Raw genomic sequence first — 13,671 nt, 5'->3', positions numbered from 1 at the left:
AGTCTAGTAGTCACAACATCATCTATTGGAAGGCGGCCGGCATCGTGAGCAATGCAGAAGCCACGACTTCATCAGACCCTACCGGATCGGGTACGGCTGAAGCTGCGCCCGCCTATAATCCGGAAGCCGCACGGCTCCGGGCCCTGCTGGAACCCGCGGTCCAGGCCAACCGCCTCTACCTCGAAGACGTCTCCATCATTCCGGGCTCGCACCGTGTGGTCCACGTGGTGGTCGACCTGCCGCAGGAGGAAACCGGCGGCGTGAACCTGGACGTCATCGCTGACATTTCCAGGGTCCTGTCGGACATCCTGGACAACGATCCTGCCGACGACGGGCGTCCCTACGATCTCGAGGTGTCCTCCCCGGGTGTCGGCCGTCCCCTGACCGAACCCAGGCACTGGCACCGGGCCAAGGGCCGCATGGTCAAGGTCAATGTCATCCAGGGCGAAAACGTCATGGGCAGGGTCCAGTCAGTGGACGACGCCGGCGTGACCATCGTTCCCGAGATCGCGGTCAAGAAGGGCATGAAGCCCAAGCAAGGCGAGCCCCAAACACTTCCTTTCGACAGGATCCGTAACGGAAAAGTCGAGATCGAATTCAGCCACCTTGAAGAAGCTGGTCTGGAACCTGAGCACAATGGACCTTCTGAGGAGGCCTGATGGATATTGACATGAGCGCGCTGAGACTTCTGGAGCGTGAGCGCGAGATCCCGCTGGACCTCCTGATCCCCACCATCGAGCAGGCCCTTTTGGTGGCGTACCACAAGTCGCCCGGTGCTTTCGAGAAAGCCCGTGCCGAGCTTGACCGCAAGAGCGGCCACGTGACTATTTGGGCTGTGGAAATTGACGACGACGGCGCCCCCATCGGCGAGTTCGAGGACACGCCTGCCGGGTTCGGCCGGATCGCGGCAAGCACCGCCCGCCAGATCATCCTGCAGCGCCTGCGCGACGTCGAGGACGACAACATCCTCGGCGAATTCAAGGGTCGCGAGGGCGAACTGGTGGCCGGCCTGATCCAGCAGGGCAACAACCCGCACATGATCCAGGTCAACCTGGGCACTGTCGAAGCCCTGTTGCCGCCGCCCGAGCAGGTGCCGGGGGAGAAGTACACCCACGGCAACCGGCTCCGCGCCCTGGTCATCGATGTCCACCGCGGCACGAAGGGCCCCTCCGTGACCCTGTCCCGGTCCCACCCGGGCCTGGTCCGGAAGCTCTTCGAACTGGAGGTCCCGGAGATCGCGGACCGTTCCGTGGAAATCGTCGCCCTGGCCCGCGAGGCAGGACACCGCACCAAGATCGCCGTCAAGGCCAACACCGCGGGCATTAACGCCAAGGGTGCCTGCATCGGCGAAATGGGTTCCCGCGTCCGCGCGGTCATGAACGAACTGAACGACGAAAAGATCGACATCGTCGACTTCAGTGAAGATCCCGCAACCTTTATTGCCAGCGCGCTGTCCCCGTCGCGCGTGAATTCGGTCACCATCATCGACGAAGCCACCCGCTCCGCCCGTGTGGTGGTCCCGGATTACCAGCTCTCCCTGGCCATCGGCAAGGAGGGCCAGAACGCCCGCCTGGCGGCCAAGCTCACTGGCTGGCGGATCGATATCGTCTCGGACGCCGCCGCGCCACGCGAAAGCTAACCCGCTTCCGGTGTGCCGGCCGCCTGCTGATACCGGCGGCCGGCACACCGGTTTCGGGCAGAACGGCCCGGAGGGGCTAGAATAGACATTGGCCGTGCCTAACGGCCGGTATTTGTGTGCCCTGAGTTTTCCCGTTCCGCAGACTTGCGGCGCGGGACCTCTAGGCCGGCAGTAATGAACGTCAGGAAGATGCTCACCGTGGCAGAAGTGCTTCACAGCGCGAATCAACACAGCGAGGATCAACCGCAGCGTACCTGCATCGGATGCCGGAAGAAGGCTCCACGGTCTGAGTTACTCCGGCTCGTCGCCGAAGGCAGCGGTTCCACCGCAGTGCTGGTAGACGTACGACGCCGGATGGCTGGCAGGGGTGCATGGCTGCACCCCAGCGAAACGTGCCTGGCCCTGGCGGTCAAACGGCGAGCATTCGGAAGGGCCCTTAACGGCGCAACCGGGGCCACCGCCGTCGAACGCTGGATCCTGGCAGGTCAGCAGGCCGCCGGCCCGCTGCAAATGCCACAGCACATGCCTCTGGCAGATGCAGCAAAAACCGTCCAACCTGAAAGCGGGTCAGAAAACTGATGGAAACCCGATGAGTTCCCAGCGATGAGTGCGCAACGATGACAACTTTGTTGCGCTCTGCAATGGGCCCTTCAGACGCAACCGCGGCTGGGGCCCGCAGTAAGAAGTAGACGGTTCGTGCCTGGCTCGGTGCGGACCGAGACAGGAGAAATGTGGCCAAGGTCCGCGTACACGAGCTCGCTAAAGAGCTCGGTATTACTTCCAAAGATGCAGTGACAAAACTGCAGGAACTGGGCGAATTCGTTCGCTCCGCCTCTTCCACCATTGAGGCCCCGGTGGTGCGGAAACTCCGCAACGCCTACCCCGACGCCGCGGCAAAAACCGCAGCTCCGGCAGCCGCGCCCAAGGCGCCTGCCCCGTCGGCAGAATCACGTCCCGCAGCACCCGCTCCGGGTCCCGCAGCTCCCAAGGCTCCGGCAGCACCGGCCCCCGCAGCTCCCGTTGCCGCCGCTCCCGCAGCGCCGGCAGCAGCAGCTCCGGCTGCACCCGCCGCGCCTGCAGCCCCTGCCGCCGCAGCACCCGCTGCCCCGGCTCCGGCCGCGAGCGCCCCGTCCACCGGTGCCAAGCCGGGTGCCCGTCCGGCACCCAAGGCTGAAACCCCGGCGGCACCCTCCCGTTCCGGCGGATCTTCGCAGGGCGGCTCTGCTCCGCGTCCCGGCGGTCCCCGTCCGGGCAACAACCCGTTCGCCACGTCCCAGGGCATGCCCCGCGGCCGCGGCGGCGACGGAGAACGCGCTCCCCGTCCGGGTAACAACCCCTTCGCTCCCTCGCAGGGCATGCCCCGCGCCGGTGGCCGTCCCGACGGCGACCGTCCCGGTGGTCCGCGCCCCGCAGCCGGTGCAGGTGGCCCCCGTCCGGGTGGTCCCCGTCCCGCAGCCGGTGCAGGCGGGCCCCGTCCCGCTGTCGGTGCAGGTGGGCCCCGTCCGGGTGCACCCCGTCCCGCAGGTGCCGGTGGAAACCGTCCCACGCCGGGCATGATGCCCAACCGCACCGAGCGTCCCGCACCCGCTGGTGCAGGGCGTCCCGGTGGCGGAGCCCGTGGCCCCGGACGCCCCGGTGGCGCTCCAGGTACAGGCGGCGCTCCCGGTGCCGGTGGCGGAGCTCCCGCCGGCGGCGGCTTCGGCAAGGGTGGCCGCGGTCGCGGTGGCACCCAGGGTGCCTTCGGTAAGGGCGGCGCAGGCCGTGGCAAGCAGCGCAAGTCGAAGCGCGCAAAGCGCCAGGAACTTGAGCAGATGAGTGCCCCGTCGCTGGGTGGCGTGAGCGTACCCCGCGGCGACGGCAACACCGTAGTGCGGCTCCGCCGCGGTTCGTCCATCACGGACTTTGCCGACAAGATCGAGGCAAACCCCGCAGCACTGGTCACTGTCCTGTTCCACCTTGGTGAAATGGCCACGGCCACGCAGTCACTGGATGAGGAAACCTTCGCACTGCTCGGCGAGGAGCTTGGCTACAAGCTCCAGGTCGTGTCGCCGGAGGACGAGGAGCGCGAGCTGCTCTCCACCTTCGACATCGACTTCGACGCAGAGCTGGAAGCTGAAGGCGACGAAGACCTGGAGGCACGTCCTCCGGTTGTGACCGTTATGGGCCACGTTGACCACGGTAAAACCCGCCTGCTCGATGCCATCCGCAAGTCCGATGTTGTGGCGGGCGAGCACGGCGGCATCACGCAGCACATCGGTGCCTACCAGGTCACGCACACCCACGAAGGCCAGGATCGCAAGATCACCTTCATCGATACTCCGGGCCACGAGGCGTTCACCGCCATGCGTGCCCGTGGTGCGAAGGTCACTGACATCGCCATCCTGGTGGTCGCAGCGGACGACGGCGTGATGCCGCAGACCGTTGAAGCCCTCAACCACGCGCAGGCAGCAAATGTGCCCATCGTGGTGGCCGTGAACAAGATCGACAAGGAAGGCGCCAACCCGGACAAGGTCCGCGGCCAGCTGACCGAGTACGGCCTGGTTCCCGAAGAATACGGTGGCGACACCATGTTCGTGGAGGTCTCTGCCCGCCAGAACCTCAACATTGACGAGCTGCTCGAGGCTGTCCTGCTGACCGCAGACGCTGCCCTGGACATGCGCGCCAACCCGAACAAGGACGCCCGCGGCATCGCGATCGAAGCCAACCTGGATAAGGGCCGCGGTTCCGTGGCCACCGTCCTGGTGCAGTCCGGTTCACTGCGCGTCGGCGATACGATCGTTGCCGGTACGGCCCACGGCCGTGTCCGCGCCATGTTCGACGACGACGGCAGCGCCCTGACCGAGGCCGGCCCGTCCCGCCCCGTGCAGGTCCTGGGTCTGTCCAACGTGCCGCGCGCCGGCGACACCTTCTTTGTGACCGCTGACGAGCGCACCGCCCGCCAGATCGCCGAGAAGCGTGAAGCAGCCGACCGTAACGCCGCCCTGGCCAAGCGCCGCAAGCGCATCAGCCTGGAAGACTTCGACCAGGCCGTGGCCGACGGCAAGATCGACACCCTCAACCTCATCCTCAAGGGTGACGTGTCCGGTGCCGTGGAAGCCCTCGAAGACGCACTGCTCAAGATCGACGTCGGCGAAGGCGTGCAGCTGCGCGTCATCCACCGCGGCGTTGGTGCTATTACGCAGAACGACGTCAACCTGGCGACGGTGGACAGCGCCGTCATCATCGGCTTCAACGTCAAGCCTGCCGAGCGGGTTGCCGAACTGGCAGACCGCGAAGGCGTGGACATGCGCTTCTACTCCGTCATCTACGCAGCAATTGATGACATCGAGATGGCCCTCAAGGGCATGCTCAAGCCGGAGTACGAAGAGGTCCAGCTGGGCACCGCCGAGGTCCGCGAAGTATTCCGCTCTTCGAAGTTCGGAAACATTGCAGGTTCGATCGTTCGCTCCGGTGTCATCCGGCGCAACGCCAAGGCCCGCGTCAGCCGCGACGGCAAGATCATCGGTGACAACCTCACCGTTGAGACGCTCAAGCGCTTCAAGGACGACGCCACTGAGGTCCGCACGGACTTCGAGTGTGGTATTGGACTTGGTTCGTTCAACGACATCACCGAAGGCGACATCATTGAAACCTTCGAGATGCGCGAAAAGCCGCGCGTCTAAGGTTCGTTGCTTGACGGGTCGGGGGCGTCGGATTCTTTCCGGCGGCCCCGCCCTCAGCCCAACCCGGGAGCCTCCGAGTTTTGGGGGCGCCCCGCCCCTTCGCTGGGCGGCTGGGGATCTTCGATCCCGAGCCGCCCAGCTTCGGCAGGCCCGATGCCACTCCCGGGCGCCCCCAAAACCCTCCGGCATCGTCTTAGACTCACCTCATGTGCGCGGCAGCAAAGACAACTCAAAACGCTGAACTGTTCCGGCGCCGTCGTACATCCCAAATTTTTAGGAGTGGAAATGGCTGATCCCGCACGGGCTGCCAAGTTGGCGCAGCGGATCAAGGTTGTTGTTGCGGAGGCTCTTGGCCGGAAGGTTAAGGATCCCCGTTTGGAGGGCATCACTGTTACTGATGCCCGGGTGACCAATGATCTGCAGCATGCCACCATCTACTACACCGTTTTCGGCGACCAGGCTGTCCAGCAGGACGCGGCAAAGGGGTTGGAGAAGGCCAAGGGTGTACTCCGCCAGGAAGTGGGGCGCAACGTTACCGTTCGCCTGACCCCCACGCTGGAATTTGTGGCCGACCAGATCCCCGTGGTTGCCTCCAACCTCGAGGAACTTCTCCGGGAAGCCAAGAAGCGCGACGCGGAAGTGGCCGCCCTTGCGGAAAACGCCAAGCACGCCGGCGATGCCGACCCGTACAAGAGCGACATCCCTGCCGATGTGGAAATCGATGAGGACGACTTCGACGAAGAGGATATTGACCTCGGCGGCGATGACGAACTCGACGAAGACGCCCACAAGTAACCGGTCCAGCACATAACCGGCTAAGAGGAAGGCCCGGACCGCAGCTGCTGCGGTCCGGGCCTTCTTTCGTCCGCCGGGCGGGGCCGGCAGGATCTATTTGATGTCGGCCTTGATGACGGTTCCGGTCGGTTGCCCGAAGCTGAAGCCCGCCGTGGCGTAGAGGGTGTCCCCGCTCAGCTCGACAGCCGCGGGTCCGTCGACAGCCAGGAACTGCGAAGACTCGCGGGTCCAGGCATCGATCTCGACAATCTCATTGCCGAACATCGATGCTGCGTAGACATCCCCATGGTCCGACACGGCGATGCCGGTGGGGCTCAGGATGTCCTCAGCCCAGAGGCGTGTATGTCCGGTCCACGGGTTGACCTTGAAGATCGCGCCACGCTCGCCCAGGGACCGGTCCTCCGGGCCGCCCGGTAGCGATGACACGTAAAGCCAACCATCAGGGCCGAACTCCACGTCCGTGGGCACAGACTCAAAGGCATACTCGTGGCCAACAACGCAGGCCGGGACTTCAACTGTTCCTCCAGCCATGTCGATGGGGATCCTTGTCCCGGCGGGGATGGCGGCCGGCCGTGGCGGCAAGACAGCGAGCGTCGAGACGTCACCGGAATCCAGGTCGACTTCGAGGACGGCATTCATGCCGGCGTCCGCAACGTAGGCTGTGGACCCCTTCACCGCGGTGGCATAGGGGTGCGAATCCACCGCTCCTGTGTACTTGGCCGGCGGGAAAACAGGCCACTGCTGCAGGCACTCAGCCGGGACATCGGAACCGAAACCATATTCCTCGTCGCCGTCCGGGTTGTGTTCGCGTTCGTAGGCGGCGAGGTCGGCGATGGCATTAACCGTGCCCCATTCGTCGATCGACTTCAGGTAGCCTTCGAGCGCATCCGGATTGCCTCCGCCGGCGCCCACGCTCTCCACAAAATAAGTGGTCCCGCGGCGGGTTTCTACACCGCCGACGTCCCAATTCGCCTTTGTGTAGACGTTGGCGATTTGGCCGTTATCCTCCACGCGGTCAAGCCGGCCCACGAAGTTCTGGGTCACAAGGACAGAACCGTCCCTGCCGACCGCGAGGCTCAAAGGGGTGACCAGTCCGTCGGCCAGGACCGTTGGATCCGGCGATGTGGAGCCTGCCGCGGCCGGCCCCATAGGAACAAACAACGCCGCTGCGGCCAGGCAGGCGACGAGCGGGTACTTCTTCTTCATTGCATCCTCCGGGGTTGAGGTGCACCACCCCGCAGACGGGGCTGGGCAATGAGACCAAAGCAGATATGGATTTATAGAGCCCCCGGGCGCAAGATTAGTCCTCCGGATAGACGACGTCGACGGAATTTCCCTTTTCTGAGCCCCCTATTTTCGCGCCGTGATCCATGGTCATGGCTAGGATCTAGCTATGACCCACGCGAGCGACAACCACGAGGCCACCCGATACCTGGAACAGGCCGTTGAGCTGGCCATCCGGAACGTTGCAGACGGAGGGGGTCCGTTCGGCGCGCTGGTGGTGACTCCGGACGGCCGGGTCCATGAAGGGACCAACCGTGTCACCCGGGACAACGATCCCACGGCCCACGCCGAAGTGGTTGCCATCCGGACCGCGGCCGCCGCCACCGCGAACTTCGACCTCAGCGGCGCAGTGCTCTACACCAGTTGTGAGCCGTGCCCGCTCTGCCTGTCCGCCGCGCTGTGGGCGAGAATCGACCGCGTCTATTTTGCCGCCGACCGCCACGGCGCCGCCGCCGCCGGGTTCGACGACGCCGTGTTCTACGAGTATTTCGACGGCACCAGGCCCGATCTGCTGCCGGTGGCACACGAGGCGGTTCCGACGTCGGACGCACCGTTTAATGCCTGGCGCGCCCACGCGCAGCGCACTGAATACTGAGACCGGGGGCACCTGTGGAACCCATGCTGATCACCTGTCCCGGCTGTGGCAAGACCAACCGTGTTCCGGCCGCTGCGTCCGGGCGGCCCCGGTGCCGGAACTGCAAACGGGGGCTGCCCTGGATCACAGCCGCCGGGGATGACGACTTCGCCGCGGTGGCCGAACAATCACCGGTCCCCGTGCTCGTTGACTTCTGGGCAGCCTGGTGCGGGCCCTGCCGGATGGTGAGTCCGGTCCTGGATAAGCTGGCCACGGAACGGGCCGGTGCCATCAAGCTCGTCAAAGTTGATGTGGACCGGGCGCCGCGGCTCTCGAACCGGTTCGATGTCCAGGCCATTCCCACCCTGATGGTCATGGACGGCGGAAAGGTGCTGGCCAGGCAGGCAGGGGCAGCCCCGGCAGGAGCCCTGCGGTCCTGGCTCGATGCGGCGCTTGCGGGCCGGGTCTAACGCCTGGGGCTGAGACACCCCTGTCTGGGCTGTCCGGTTTTAGCTGCGTTGAGGCAACCGGCTGACCCCTTCGACGAGGTCCGCGTGGCTGCCGCACAGCGCGATGCGTACCCAGCCTTCGCCGATGGAGCCGAAAGCTGTTCCCGGCGCCAGCGCCACGCCTCTGTCACCGAGGAACTGTCGCGTCCAGGCCCGCACATCGCCGTCGCTCGCATGGGAAACGTCGGCCCAGAGGTAGAACGCACCTTGCGCACTCAGGAAGGGAATGCCCTTGGCTGCCAGCACGGCGGAGGCCGCGTCCCTGTTGGCCCGGTAGTGCGCGTGAGCCTCGCTGACGTAGTCCTGCGGACCGGTCAGTGCCGCCAGGGCAGCGTACTGGGACGGCGACGCCACGCAGGAGACGATCGCTTCCATCACGTTATTCATGGTCCGCTCCAGGCCGGGCGGGCAGACCAGCGCGCCGATCCGCAAGCCGGTGAGGCCATACGTCTTGGACAGGGTCAGGGACGTGAAGACCCGTGCCTCGCCGGGAACGTCGCTGTCGAAGCGCGCCGGGCTCACGTGCGGCACGTCGTAGGTGAATGCTTCATAGCATTCGTCCGAGATGATCCAGAGGTCGCGCCTGCGGGCAAGGTCCACCAGGTCCCGGGTCAGGTCTTCACTGAGGACTGCCCCCAGCGGGTTCGAGGGGGAATTCAGGATCAGGAGGCGTGTCCGGTCCGTGACCAGGGCCTCGATGTCCTGGATCCGGGGCTGGAAGTCGTGATCCGGATAGAGCGGGTAGCGTACAGGCACCGCGTTCAGGAGCCGGCCGGTCATGGCGAAGGTGGGGTAACCCGGGTTGGGGATCAGCACCTCATCGCCGGGGGAAAGGAGGAGGCTCATGGCAAAGTGCAGGCCCTGCTGGGCGCCATCCACCACGTAAACGCGGTCAGCCCCCATGCGGCTCCCGTCCAGGCCGGCGCGTTCACGGAACCTGGCAGCAAAGGCCTCGCGCAGTGCCGGAATTCCGGCGTTGGGCGTGTAGTTGGTCTCGTCCCGGTCCAGGCAGGCCATGCCGGCGTCCAGCACATGGCGGGGGAGCGGGAAACCGGGTTCGCCGATGCTCAGGACGATTGCGCCCGGTGTGCGCCACGCGGCCTCGGTGATCTCCCGGATCTGGTTGACGGGGACCTCGGGCACGTGCGCAGCAAGCTCAGGCATGCCTGCCATCCTAACTGCCGCCCGTCCGCGTGGGCGGTTTCCGGTGTTCGGCGCCGATATACTGGGGAGCGTGCTTTCTGGACTGGTGATAGTGGACAAACCGCAGGGATGGACCAGCCATGATGTGGTTGGTCGGATGCGGCGCATCGCCGGAACCCGAAAAGTGGGGCACGCGGGCACCCTCGACCCCATGGCAACAGGCGTCCTGGTAGTTGGCATCAACAAAGCCACACGCCTGCTCACCTATATCGTGGGCACCTCCAAAACGTATACGGCCACCATCCGCCTGGGTGAGTCCACCATCACGGACGACGCCGAAGGTGACGTTATTGCCGCCGTCAGCGCCGCCGCCGTCGCGGACGCAGCGATTTACGACGGCGTCGCCGCCCTCACCGGGGACATCCAGCAGGTGCCCAGCAGCGTCAGCGCCATCAAGGTGAACGGTGAGCGTGCCTACGCACGTGTCCGCTCCGGTGAAGAAGTGAAGCTCGCAGCGCGCCCTGTGACCATCCACCGCTTCGAAGTACACGGCATCAGGCGGGAACAAGGCAACGATGTTGTTGACCTCGACGTCACCGTGGAGTGCTCCTCCGGAACGTACATCCGGGCGCTGGCCCGCGACCTCGGCGACGGGCTTGGCGTGGGCGGACACCTGACAGCCCTCCGCCGGACCCACGTGGGTCCTTATTCCCTGGACCAGGCCCGGACCCTTGAGCAGTTGGCCGAAGAGCTTGAGGTCCTGGAGATGTCCCAGGCTGCGCGGGCACTGATGCCCAACCGCGAACTGACAGCCGAGGAGACCACCGAGATTTCGTTTGGCCGCCGGATCGCTGCGGGGGCGGCAACGGGCAGCCCCGGGCGCGCCACCGTGGAGCATCCCGCGGCGGCCTTCGCTCCGGACGGCAGCCTGGTGGCGCTCCTGGCTGATGCGGGCAGCTTCGCCAAGCCGGTACTGGTGTTCGCGCCCGGCAATGCTGCGCCCGCTGATCCCATGTCCGCTGATCCCGTGTCCGCTGATCCCGCAGCCGGGGACGCCTAGGGCATGGACGCGTTTTTCTACATCATCCTTGTAGTCGGCCTGCTCTCGAGCGTAATCTGCCTGGTTGCCGGCATCCTCAAGAAGGCGCCCAACGACATCACCATCCTGTCCGTGGCGGCCGTCGAACTGGCACTCATCGTCTACCTGGTGGGTTCGGTTGTGCGGGTCATCGCCGGGGAGCCCATCGCCGGGGAAGCCTGGGAGTTCTGGGGCTACCTGGCCACGGCCATGCTCCTGCCGCCCGCCGCGGTCTACTGGTCCATCCTGGAGCGGACCCGCTGGAGCAACTTTGTCCTCGCCGCCGTCGGTGTCACCGCCCTGGTGATGGCCGCCCGAATGAATCAGATCTGGTACTGACACATGGAAGAAGCACCCAACGTGAAAGCCTCCCGACCCGCAGCGTCTCCGGATAACGCGCCCGTCCCCGCCAAGGACACGCGCAACACCGGGCCGGGGAGGCTCCTGATCGCCGTCTATGCCGTGTTCGCCATCTCGGCCACTGCCCGGGCCGGCTATCAGATCCTCACCAAGTTTTCCGAGGCTCCGCTGGCATACCTGCTGTCCGCCTTCGCCGCTGTTGTGTACCTAGTGGCCACCGTTTCCCTGGCCAAAGCCGGGGCCACATGGTTCAAGGTTTCGTTGGCCGCCGTACTCGTTGAGCTCGTGGGGGTCATTGTGGTGGGCGCGCTGAGTGTCTTCGACCCGGTGGCCTTCCCGCACGAAACGGTCTGGTCCCTGTTCGGCCGGGGCTACGCGTTTATTCCGCTGCTGCTGCCCATCCTGGGCCTTGTCTGGCTGTACCGCCGCCGGCCCGGCCAACGCCCGGCCGGCGTCCAGGCGTAAGCCCTACTCCAGGCGTAGGCCTTACTTCTTACCGAACAGGCCCCCGAGCAGGCCGCCGAGTCCGCCTTCCTTCCCGTGTTCCTGCTGCTGTGCCGGTTCTCCGCCGGGCAGGTCAACCTGGATGGCCTCCGACGGCTGGACGGAGGGCTCCCCGGGCCGGCGCTGAAGACCGGGCTGCTGGCCACTGTCCGCTCCTTGGCCGGCCGGTGATCCCGCCGGTGATCCCGCCGGCTGGTTAGTCGGCGAGCCGTCCGGCGAACCAGCCCCGGTTCCACCCCCGAGCAACCCGCCCAGGCTGCCCAGAATGCTGTCCAACACCGACCCCTGGCCGGTTCCGGCGCTTCCCCCTGTCCCGGCACCGGCACCGGCACCGGCACCTGCACCGGCACCGGCACCTGCACCGGCACCGCCGAGGATTCCGCCCAAAATGCTGCCGAGGTCGATCCCGCCTGCCTGCGCGCCTCCCGCTCCACCGGCCTGGCCGCCTTGTCCCAGGATCCTCTTCGCCAGGTAGGACATCACGATCGGGGCGAGGATGGGCAGGGCCTTGCGGATCAGGTCGCCGCCGATGCCACCCAGTCCGGCTGTGCCCGCCAGCTGCGCGGCCACCTGATCCTGCCGGCCGCCGAACACGTGGCCTACAATCTTTTCGCCGTCCGCGGTGTCAACCTGCGTCGCGTCCACGCCACCGTCAACCAGACCGTCCTGGTGCTGGACGAGGGCCGACTGAAGTGAGGCGGCGCCGTCGGGAGCCTGCACATTGGTATGCATCCCGGCCAGCAAGGTGGGCAGTGCGGCTTCGACGGCGGATTGCGCGGACGCCGGATCGGTGCCCAACAGGGCAGCCATCTGGTTCACGTCGATCTGGTTCAGGAGGTCGTGGATCTCGGTCATGAGGTACTCCTTCGGCGCCGCGACGGACCGCGGACATGGGTCGATGCGGCACGCGCGGCGTACCGCCGGAGGTCTGCCCCTGAATCGTAGTCCCGGGCCCCGGCCGAGTACTAGGAGACGCCGCGCACGTTTGCCTCTCGCGTTGTGCCCGCCCGGCGCCGTCCGGCAGCGATGCCGAATGCGGGTAATCTTAGATAGTTCCGGCGCCGGCGCGTTGGGAGTGATGTCAGTGCACGCAGTAAAAGGCGAGGTTGATGGTCTACATCTGGAACGATCCGTCCGAAGTCCCGGCGGACTTTGGTCCCTCTGTTGTCACTTTCGGCAACTTCGACGGCGTCCATCGCGGCCACCAGCAGGTGCTCTCCGAGCTCATCCGCTCTGCCCGCATCAACGGGACCAAAGCCGTGGCCGTCACCTTTGACCCGCACCCGGCCCTGGTTCACCGCCCGGAGTCCGCGCCCGAGATGATCATGGGCCTGGAGGACAAGCTGGTGGCGCTGGGGGAGTTGGGCCTGGACGGCATCCTCGTGATGAAGTACTCGCTGAACCTGGCCAGCCTGACCCCGGAGGAATTTGTGGGCCAGGTCCTGGTGGACAGCCTCCATGCCAGCCATGTGGTGATTGGTCACGACGCCCGGTTCGGCCGCGGCAATTCCGGCGATCTGGACACCATGAAGCAACTGGGCGAAAAGTTCAACTTCGACGTCCAGGTCATCAGCGAGTTCGGTTCCGAAGGCTACCCGCTGCATACCGACGACGGCACGGACCGCCGCTGTTCCTCCACTTGGGTGCGCGAAGCACTCCAGGAGGGCGACGTTGCCACCGCTGCTGCTGTGCTTGGCCGGCCGCACCGCATGCGCGGCGAAGTCGTGCACGGCGCGGCCCGTGGGCGGGCCCTCGGCTTCCCCACGGCCAACCTCGCCCACGAGTCCAGCGGATTCGTTCCGGCCGATGGCATCTACGCCGGCTGGTTGGTTGACCAGTCCGGCAAGCGGTGGCCGGCGGCCATCTCGGTGGGATCAAACCCCACGTTCGACGGCGTGAGCCGCCAGGTCGAGGCCCACGTGATCGACCGTCCGCACGAAGACGTCGAGGACTTCGATCTGTACGGCCAGACAGTAGTTGTGGAGTTTGTGGCGCGTCTCCGCGGCATGGTGGCCTACCGTGGGCCTGAGGCTCTCGTTGACCAGATGCGGCTGGATGTCATCCAGGCCCACGATCTCCTGGCGAGGCGCTGACCGGCCAGCCCGGTAACCAGCGCGCGGCCG

General features: G+C 66.0%; 14 protein-coding genes. 11 read left to right on the top strand and 3 right to left on the bottom strand.

The window, feature by feature from the left end; translation table 11 throughout:
* The first annotated feature begins 44 nt into the window (after positions 1-44).
* The 5 genes from rimP (at position 45) to rbfA (ending at position 6,096) form a co-directional block, all read left to right on the top strand.
* Positions 45-659 carry a ribosome maturation factor RimP gene (gene rimP, locus GUV69_RS07625; protein ID WP_164201153.1) on the top strand — a complete coding sequence of 205 codons (615 nt, stop codon included), beginning with the start codon at positions 45-47 and terminating at the stop codon, positions 657-659.
* Entirely contained in the window at positions 659-1,639 is a 981-nt protein-coding gene (nusA, locus tag GUV69_RS07620) for a transcription termination factor NusA (protein WP_164201151.1), read from the top strand. Before rimP ends, nusA begins: the two co-directional genes overlap by 1 nt.
* Positions 1,640-1,828: 189 nt before the next feature.
* Positions 1,829-2,218 carry a YlxR family protein gene (locus tag GUV69_RS07615; protein WP_244292652.1) on the top strand — a complete coding sequence of 130 codons (390 nt, stop codon included), beginning with the start codon at positions 1,829-1,831 and terminating at the stop codon, positions 2,216-2,218.
* 152 nt (positions 2,219-2,370) lie between these two features.
* Positions 2,371-5,301, top strand: a complete 2,931-nt coding sequence (gene infB, locus GUV69_RS07610; RefSeq protein ID WP_164201148.1) for a translation initiation factor IF-2 — start codon at positions 2,371-2,373, stop codon at positions 5,299-5,301.
* A gap of 285 nt (positions 5,302-5,586) precedes the next feature.
* Positions 5,587-6,096, top strand: a complete 510-nt coding sequence (gene rbfA, locus GUV69_RS07605; RefSeq protein ID WP_164201146.1) for a 30S ribosome-binding factor RbfA — start codon at positions 5,587-5,589, stop codon at positions 6,094-6,096.
* A 93-nt stretch (positions 6,097-6,189) separates the two neighbouring features.
* On the opposite strand, the gene GUV69_RS07600 is transcribed toward rbfA, so the two are convergent.
* Positions 6,190-7,302 carry a ScyD/ScyE family protein gene (locus GUV69_RS07600; protein ID WP_164201143.1) on the bottom strand — a complete coding sequence of 371 codons (1,113 nt, stop codon included), beginning with the start codon at positions 7,300-7,302 and terminating at the stop codon, positions 6,190-6,192.
* Between the two features lie 187 nt (positions 7,303-7,489).
* Between GUV69_RS07600 and GUV69_RS07595 the strand changes: the two genes are divergently transcribed.
* Positions 7,490-7,975, top strand: coding sequence for a nucleoside deaminase (locus GUV69_RS07595; protein ID WP_164201141.1), 486 nt, complete (start codon positions 7,490-7,492; stop codon positions 7,973-7,975).
* Positions 7,976-7,998: 23 nt separating this feature from the next.
* Entirely contained in the window at positions 7,999-8,424 is a 426-nt protein-coding gene (gene trxA, locus GUV69_RS07590; protein WP_431197103.1) for a thioredoxin, read from the top strand.
* A 39-nt stretch (positions 8,425-8,463) separates the two neighbouring features.
* Here trxA and GUV69_RS07585 read toward each other — a convergent pair whose 3' ends face one another.
* On the bottom strand, positions 8,464-9,627 hold the full coding sequence (locus GUV69_RS07585) for a pyridoxal phosphate-dependent aminotransferase (protein ID WP_208786609.1): 1,164 nt from the start codon (positions 9,625-9,627) through the stop codon (positions 8,464-8,466).
* Positions 9,628-9,697: 70 nt separating this feature from the next.
* Here GUV69_RS07585 and truB point away from each other — a divergent pair, with 70 nt between their 5' ends.
* The 3 genes from truB to GUV69_RS07570 are packed head-to-tail and all read left to right on the top strand — an operon-like array spanning position 9,698 to position 11,509.
* Positions 9,698-10,666: a tRNA pseudouridine(55) synthase TruB gene (gene truB, locus GUV69_RS07580; protein WP_244292651.1), complete on the top strand. Its 969-nt coding sequence runs from the start codon at positions 9,698-9,700 to the stop codon at positions 10,664-10,666.
* 3 nt (positions 10,667-10,669) lie between these two features.
* Entirely contained in the window at positions 10,670-11,023 is a 354-nt protein-coding gene (locus GUV69_RS07575; RefSeq protein ID WP_164201132.1) for a hypothetical protein, read from the top strand.
* Positions 11,024-11,026: 3 nt separating this feature from the next.
* Positions 11,027-11,509 (top strand): hypothetical protein, encoded by a 483-nt coding sequence (locus tag GUV69_RS07570; protein ID WP_244292650.1) that lies wholly within the window; start codon positions 11,027-11,029, stop codon positions 11,507-11,509.
* 21 nt (positions 11,510-11,530) lie between these two features.
* Here GUV69_RS07570 and GUV69_RS23415 read toward each other — a convergent pair whose 3' ends face one another.
* Complete coding sequence (locus tag GUV69_RS23415) at positions 11,531-12,403, bottom strand: DUF937 domain-containing protein (protein ID WP_164201130.1); 873 nt, start codon at positions 12,401-12,403, stop codon at positions 11,531-11,533.
* Between the two features lie 254 nt (positions 12,404-12,657).
* On the opposite strand from GUV69_RS23415, the gene GUV69_RS07560 reads away from it, so the two are divergent.
* Positions 12,658-13,641 (top strand): bifunctional riboflavin kinase/FAD synthetase, encoded by a 984-nt coding sequence (locus GUV69_RS07560; protein ID WP_164201128.1) that lies wholly within the window; start codon positions 12,658-12,660, stop codon positions 13,639-13,641.
* The last annotated feature ends 30 nt before the right edge of the window (positions 13,642-13,671 follow it).

Origin of the sequence: [Micrococcus luteus] ATCC 49442 (genome assembly GCF_010367585.1) — a bacterium.
GTDB lineage: Bacteria > Actinomycetota > Actinomycetes > Actinomycetales > Micrococcaceae > Arthrobacter > Arthrobacter luteus_A.
This window is presented reverse-complemented; position numbering and strand designations above follow the sequence as displayed.

What these genes read in the sequence shown, in the direction of transcription:
- nusA (WP_164201151.1), top strand. Translation starts at nt 659, where the DNA reads ATGGATATTGACATGAGCGCGCTGAGACTTCTGGAGCGTGAGCGCGAG.
- GUV69_RS07615 (WP_244292652.1), top strand. Translation starts at nt 1,829, where the DNA reads ATGCTCACCGTGGCAGAAGTGCTTCACAGCGCGAATCAACACAGCGAG.
- rbfA (WP_164201146.1), top strand. Translation starts at nt 5,587, where the DNA reads ATGGCTGATCCCGCACGGGCTGCCAAGTTGGCGCAGCGGATCAAGGTT.
- GUV69_RS07600 (WP_164201143.1), bottom strand. Translation starts at nt 7,302, where the DNA reads ATGAAGAAGAAGTACCCGCTCGTCGCCTGCCTGGCCGCAGCGGCGTTG.
- GUV69_RS07595 (WP_164201141.1), top strand. Translation starts at nt 7,490, where the DNA reads ATGACCCACGCGAGCGACAACCACGAGGCCACCCGATACCTGGAACAG.
- trxA (WP_431197103.1), top strand. Translation starts at nt 7,999, where the DNA reads ATGCTGATCACCTGTCCCGGCTGTGGCAAGACCAACCGTGTTCCGGCC.
- GUV69_RS07585 (WP_208786609.1), bottom strand. Translation starts at nt 9,627, where the DNA reads ATGCCTGAGCTTGCTGCGCACGTGCCCGAGGTCCCCGTCAACCAGATC.
- GUV69_RS07575 (WP_164201132.1), top strand. Translation starts at nt 10,670, where the DNA reads ATGGACGCGTTTTTCTACATCATCCTTGTAGTCGGCCTGCTCTCGAGC.
- GUV69_RS07570 (WP_244292650.1), top strand. Translation starts at nt 11,027, where the DNA reads ATGGAAGAAGCACCCAACGTGAAAGCCTCCCGACCCGCAGCGTCTCCG.
- GUV69_RS23415 (WP_164201130.1), bottom strand. Translation starts at nt 12,403, where the DNA reads ATGACCGAGATCCACGACCTCCTGAACCAGATCGACGTGAACCAGATG.
- GUV69_RS07560 (WP_164201128.1), top strand. Translation starts at nt 12,658, where the DNA reads ATGGTCTACATCTGGAACGATCCGTCCGAAGTCCCGGCGGACTTTGGT.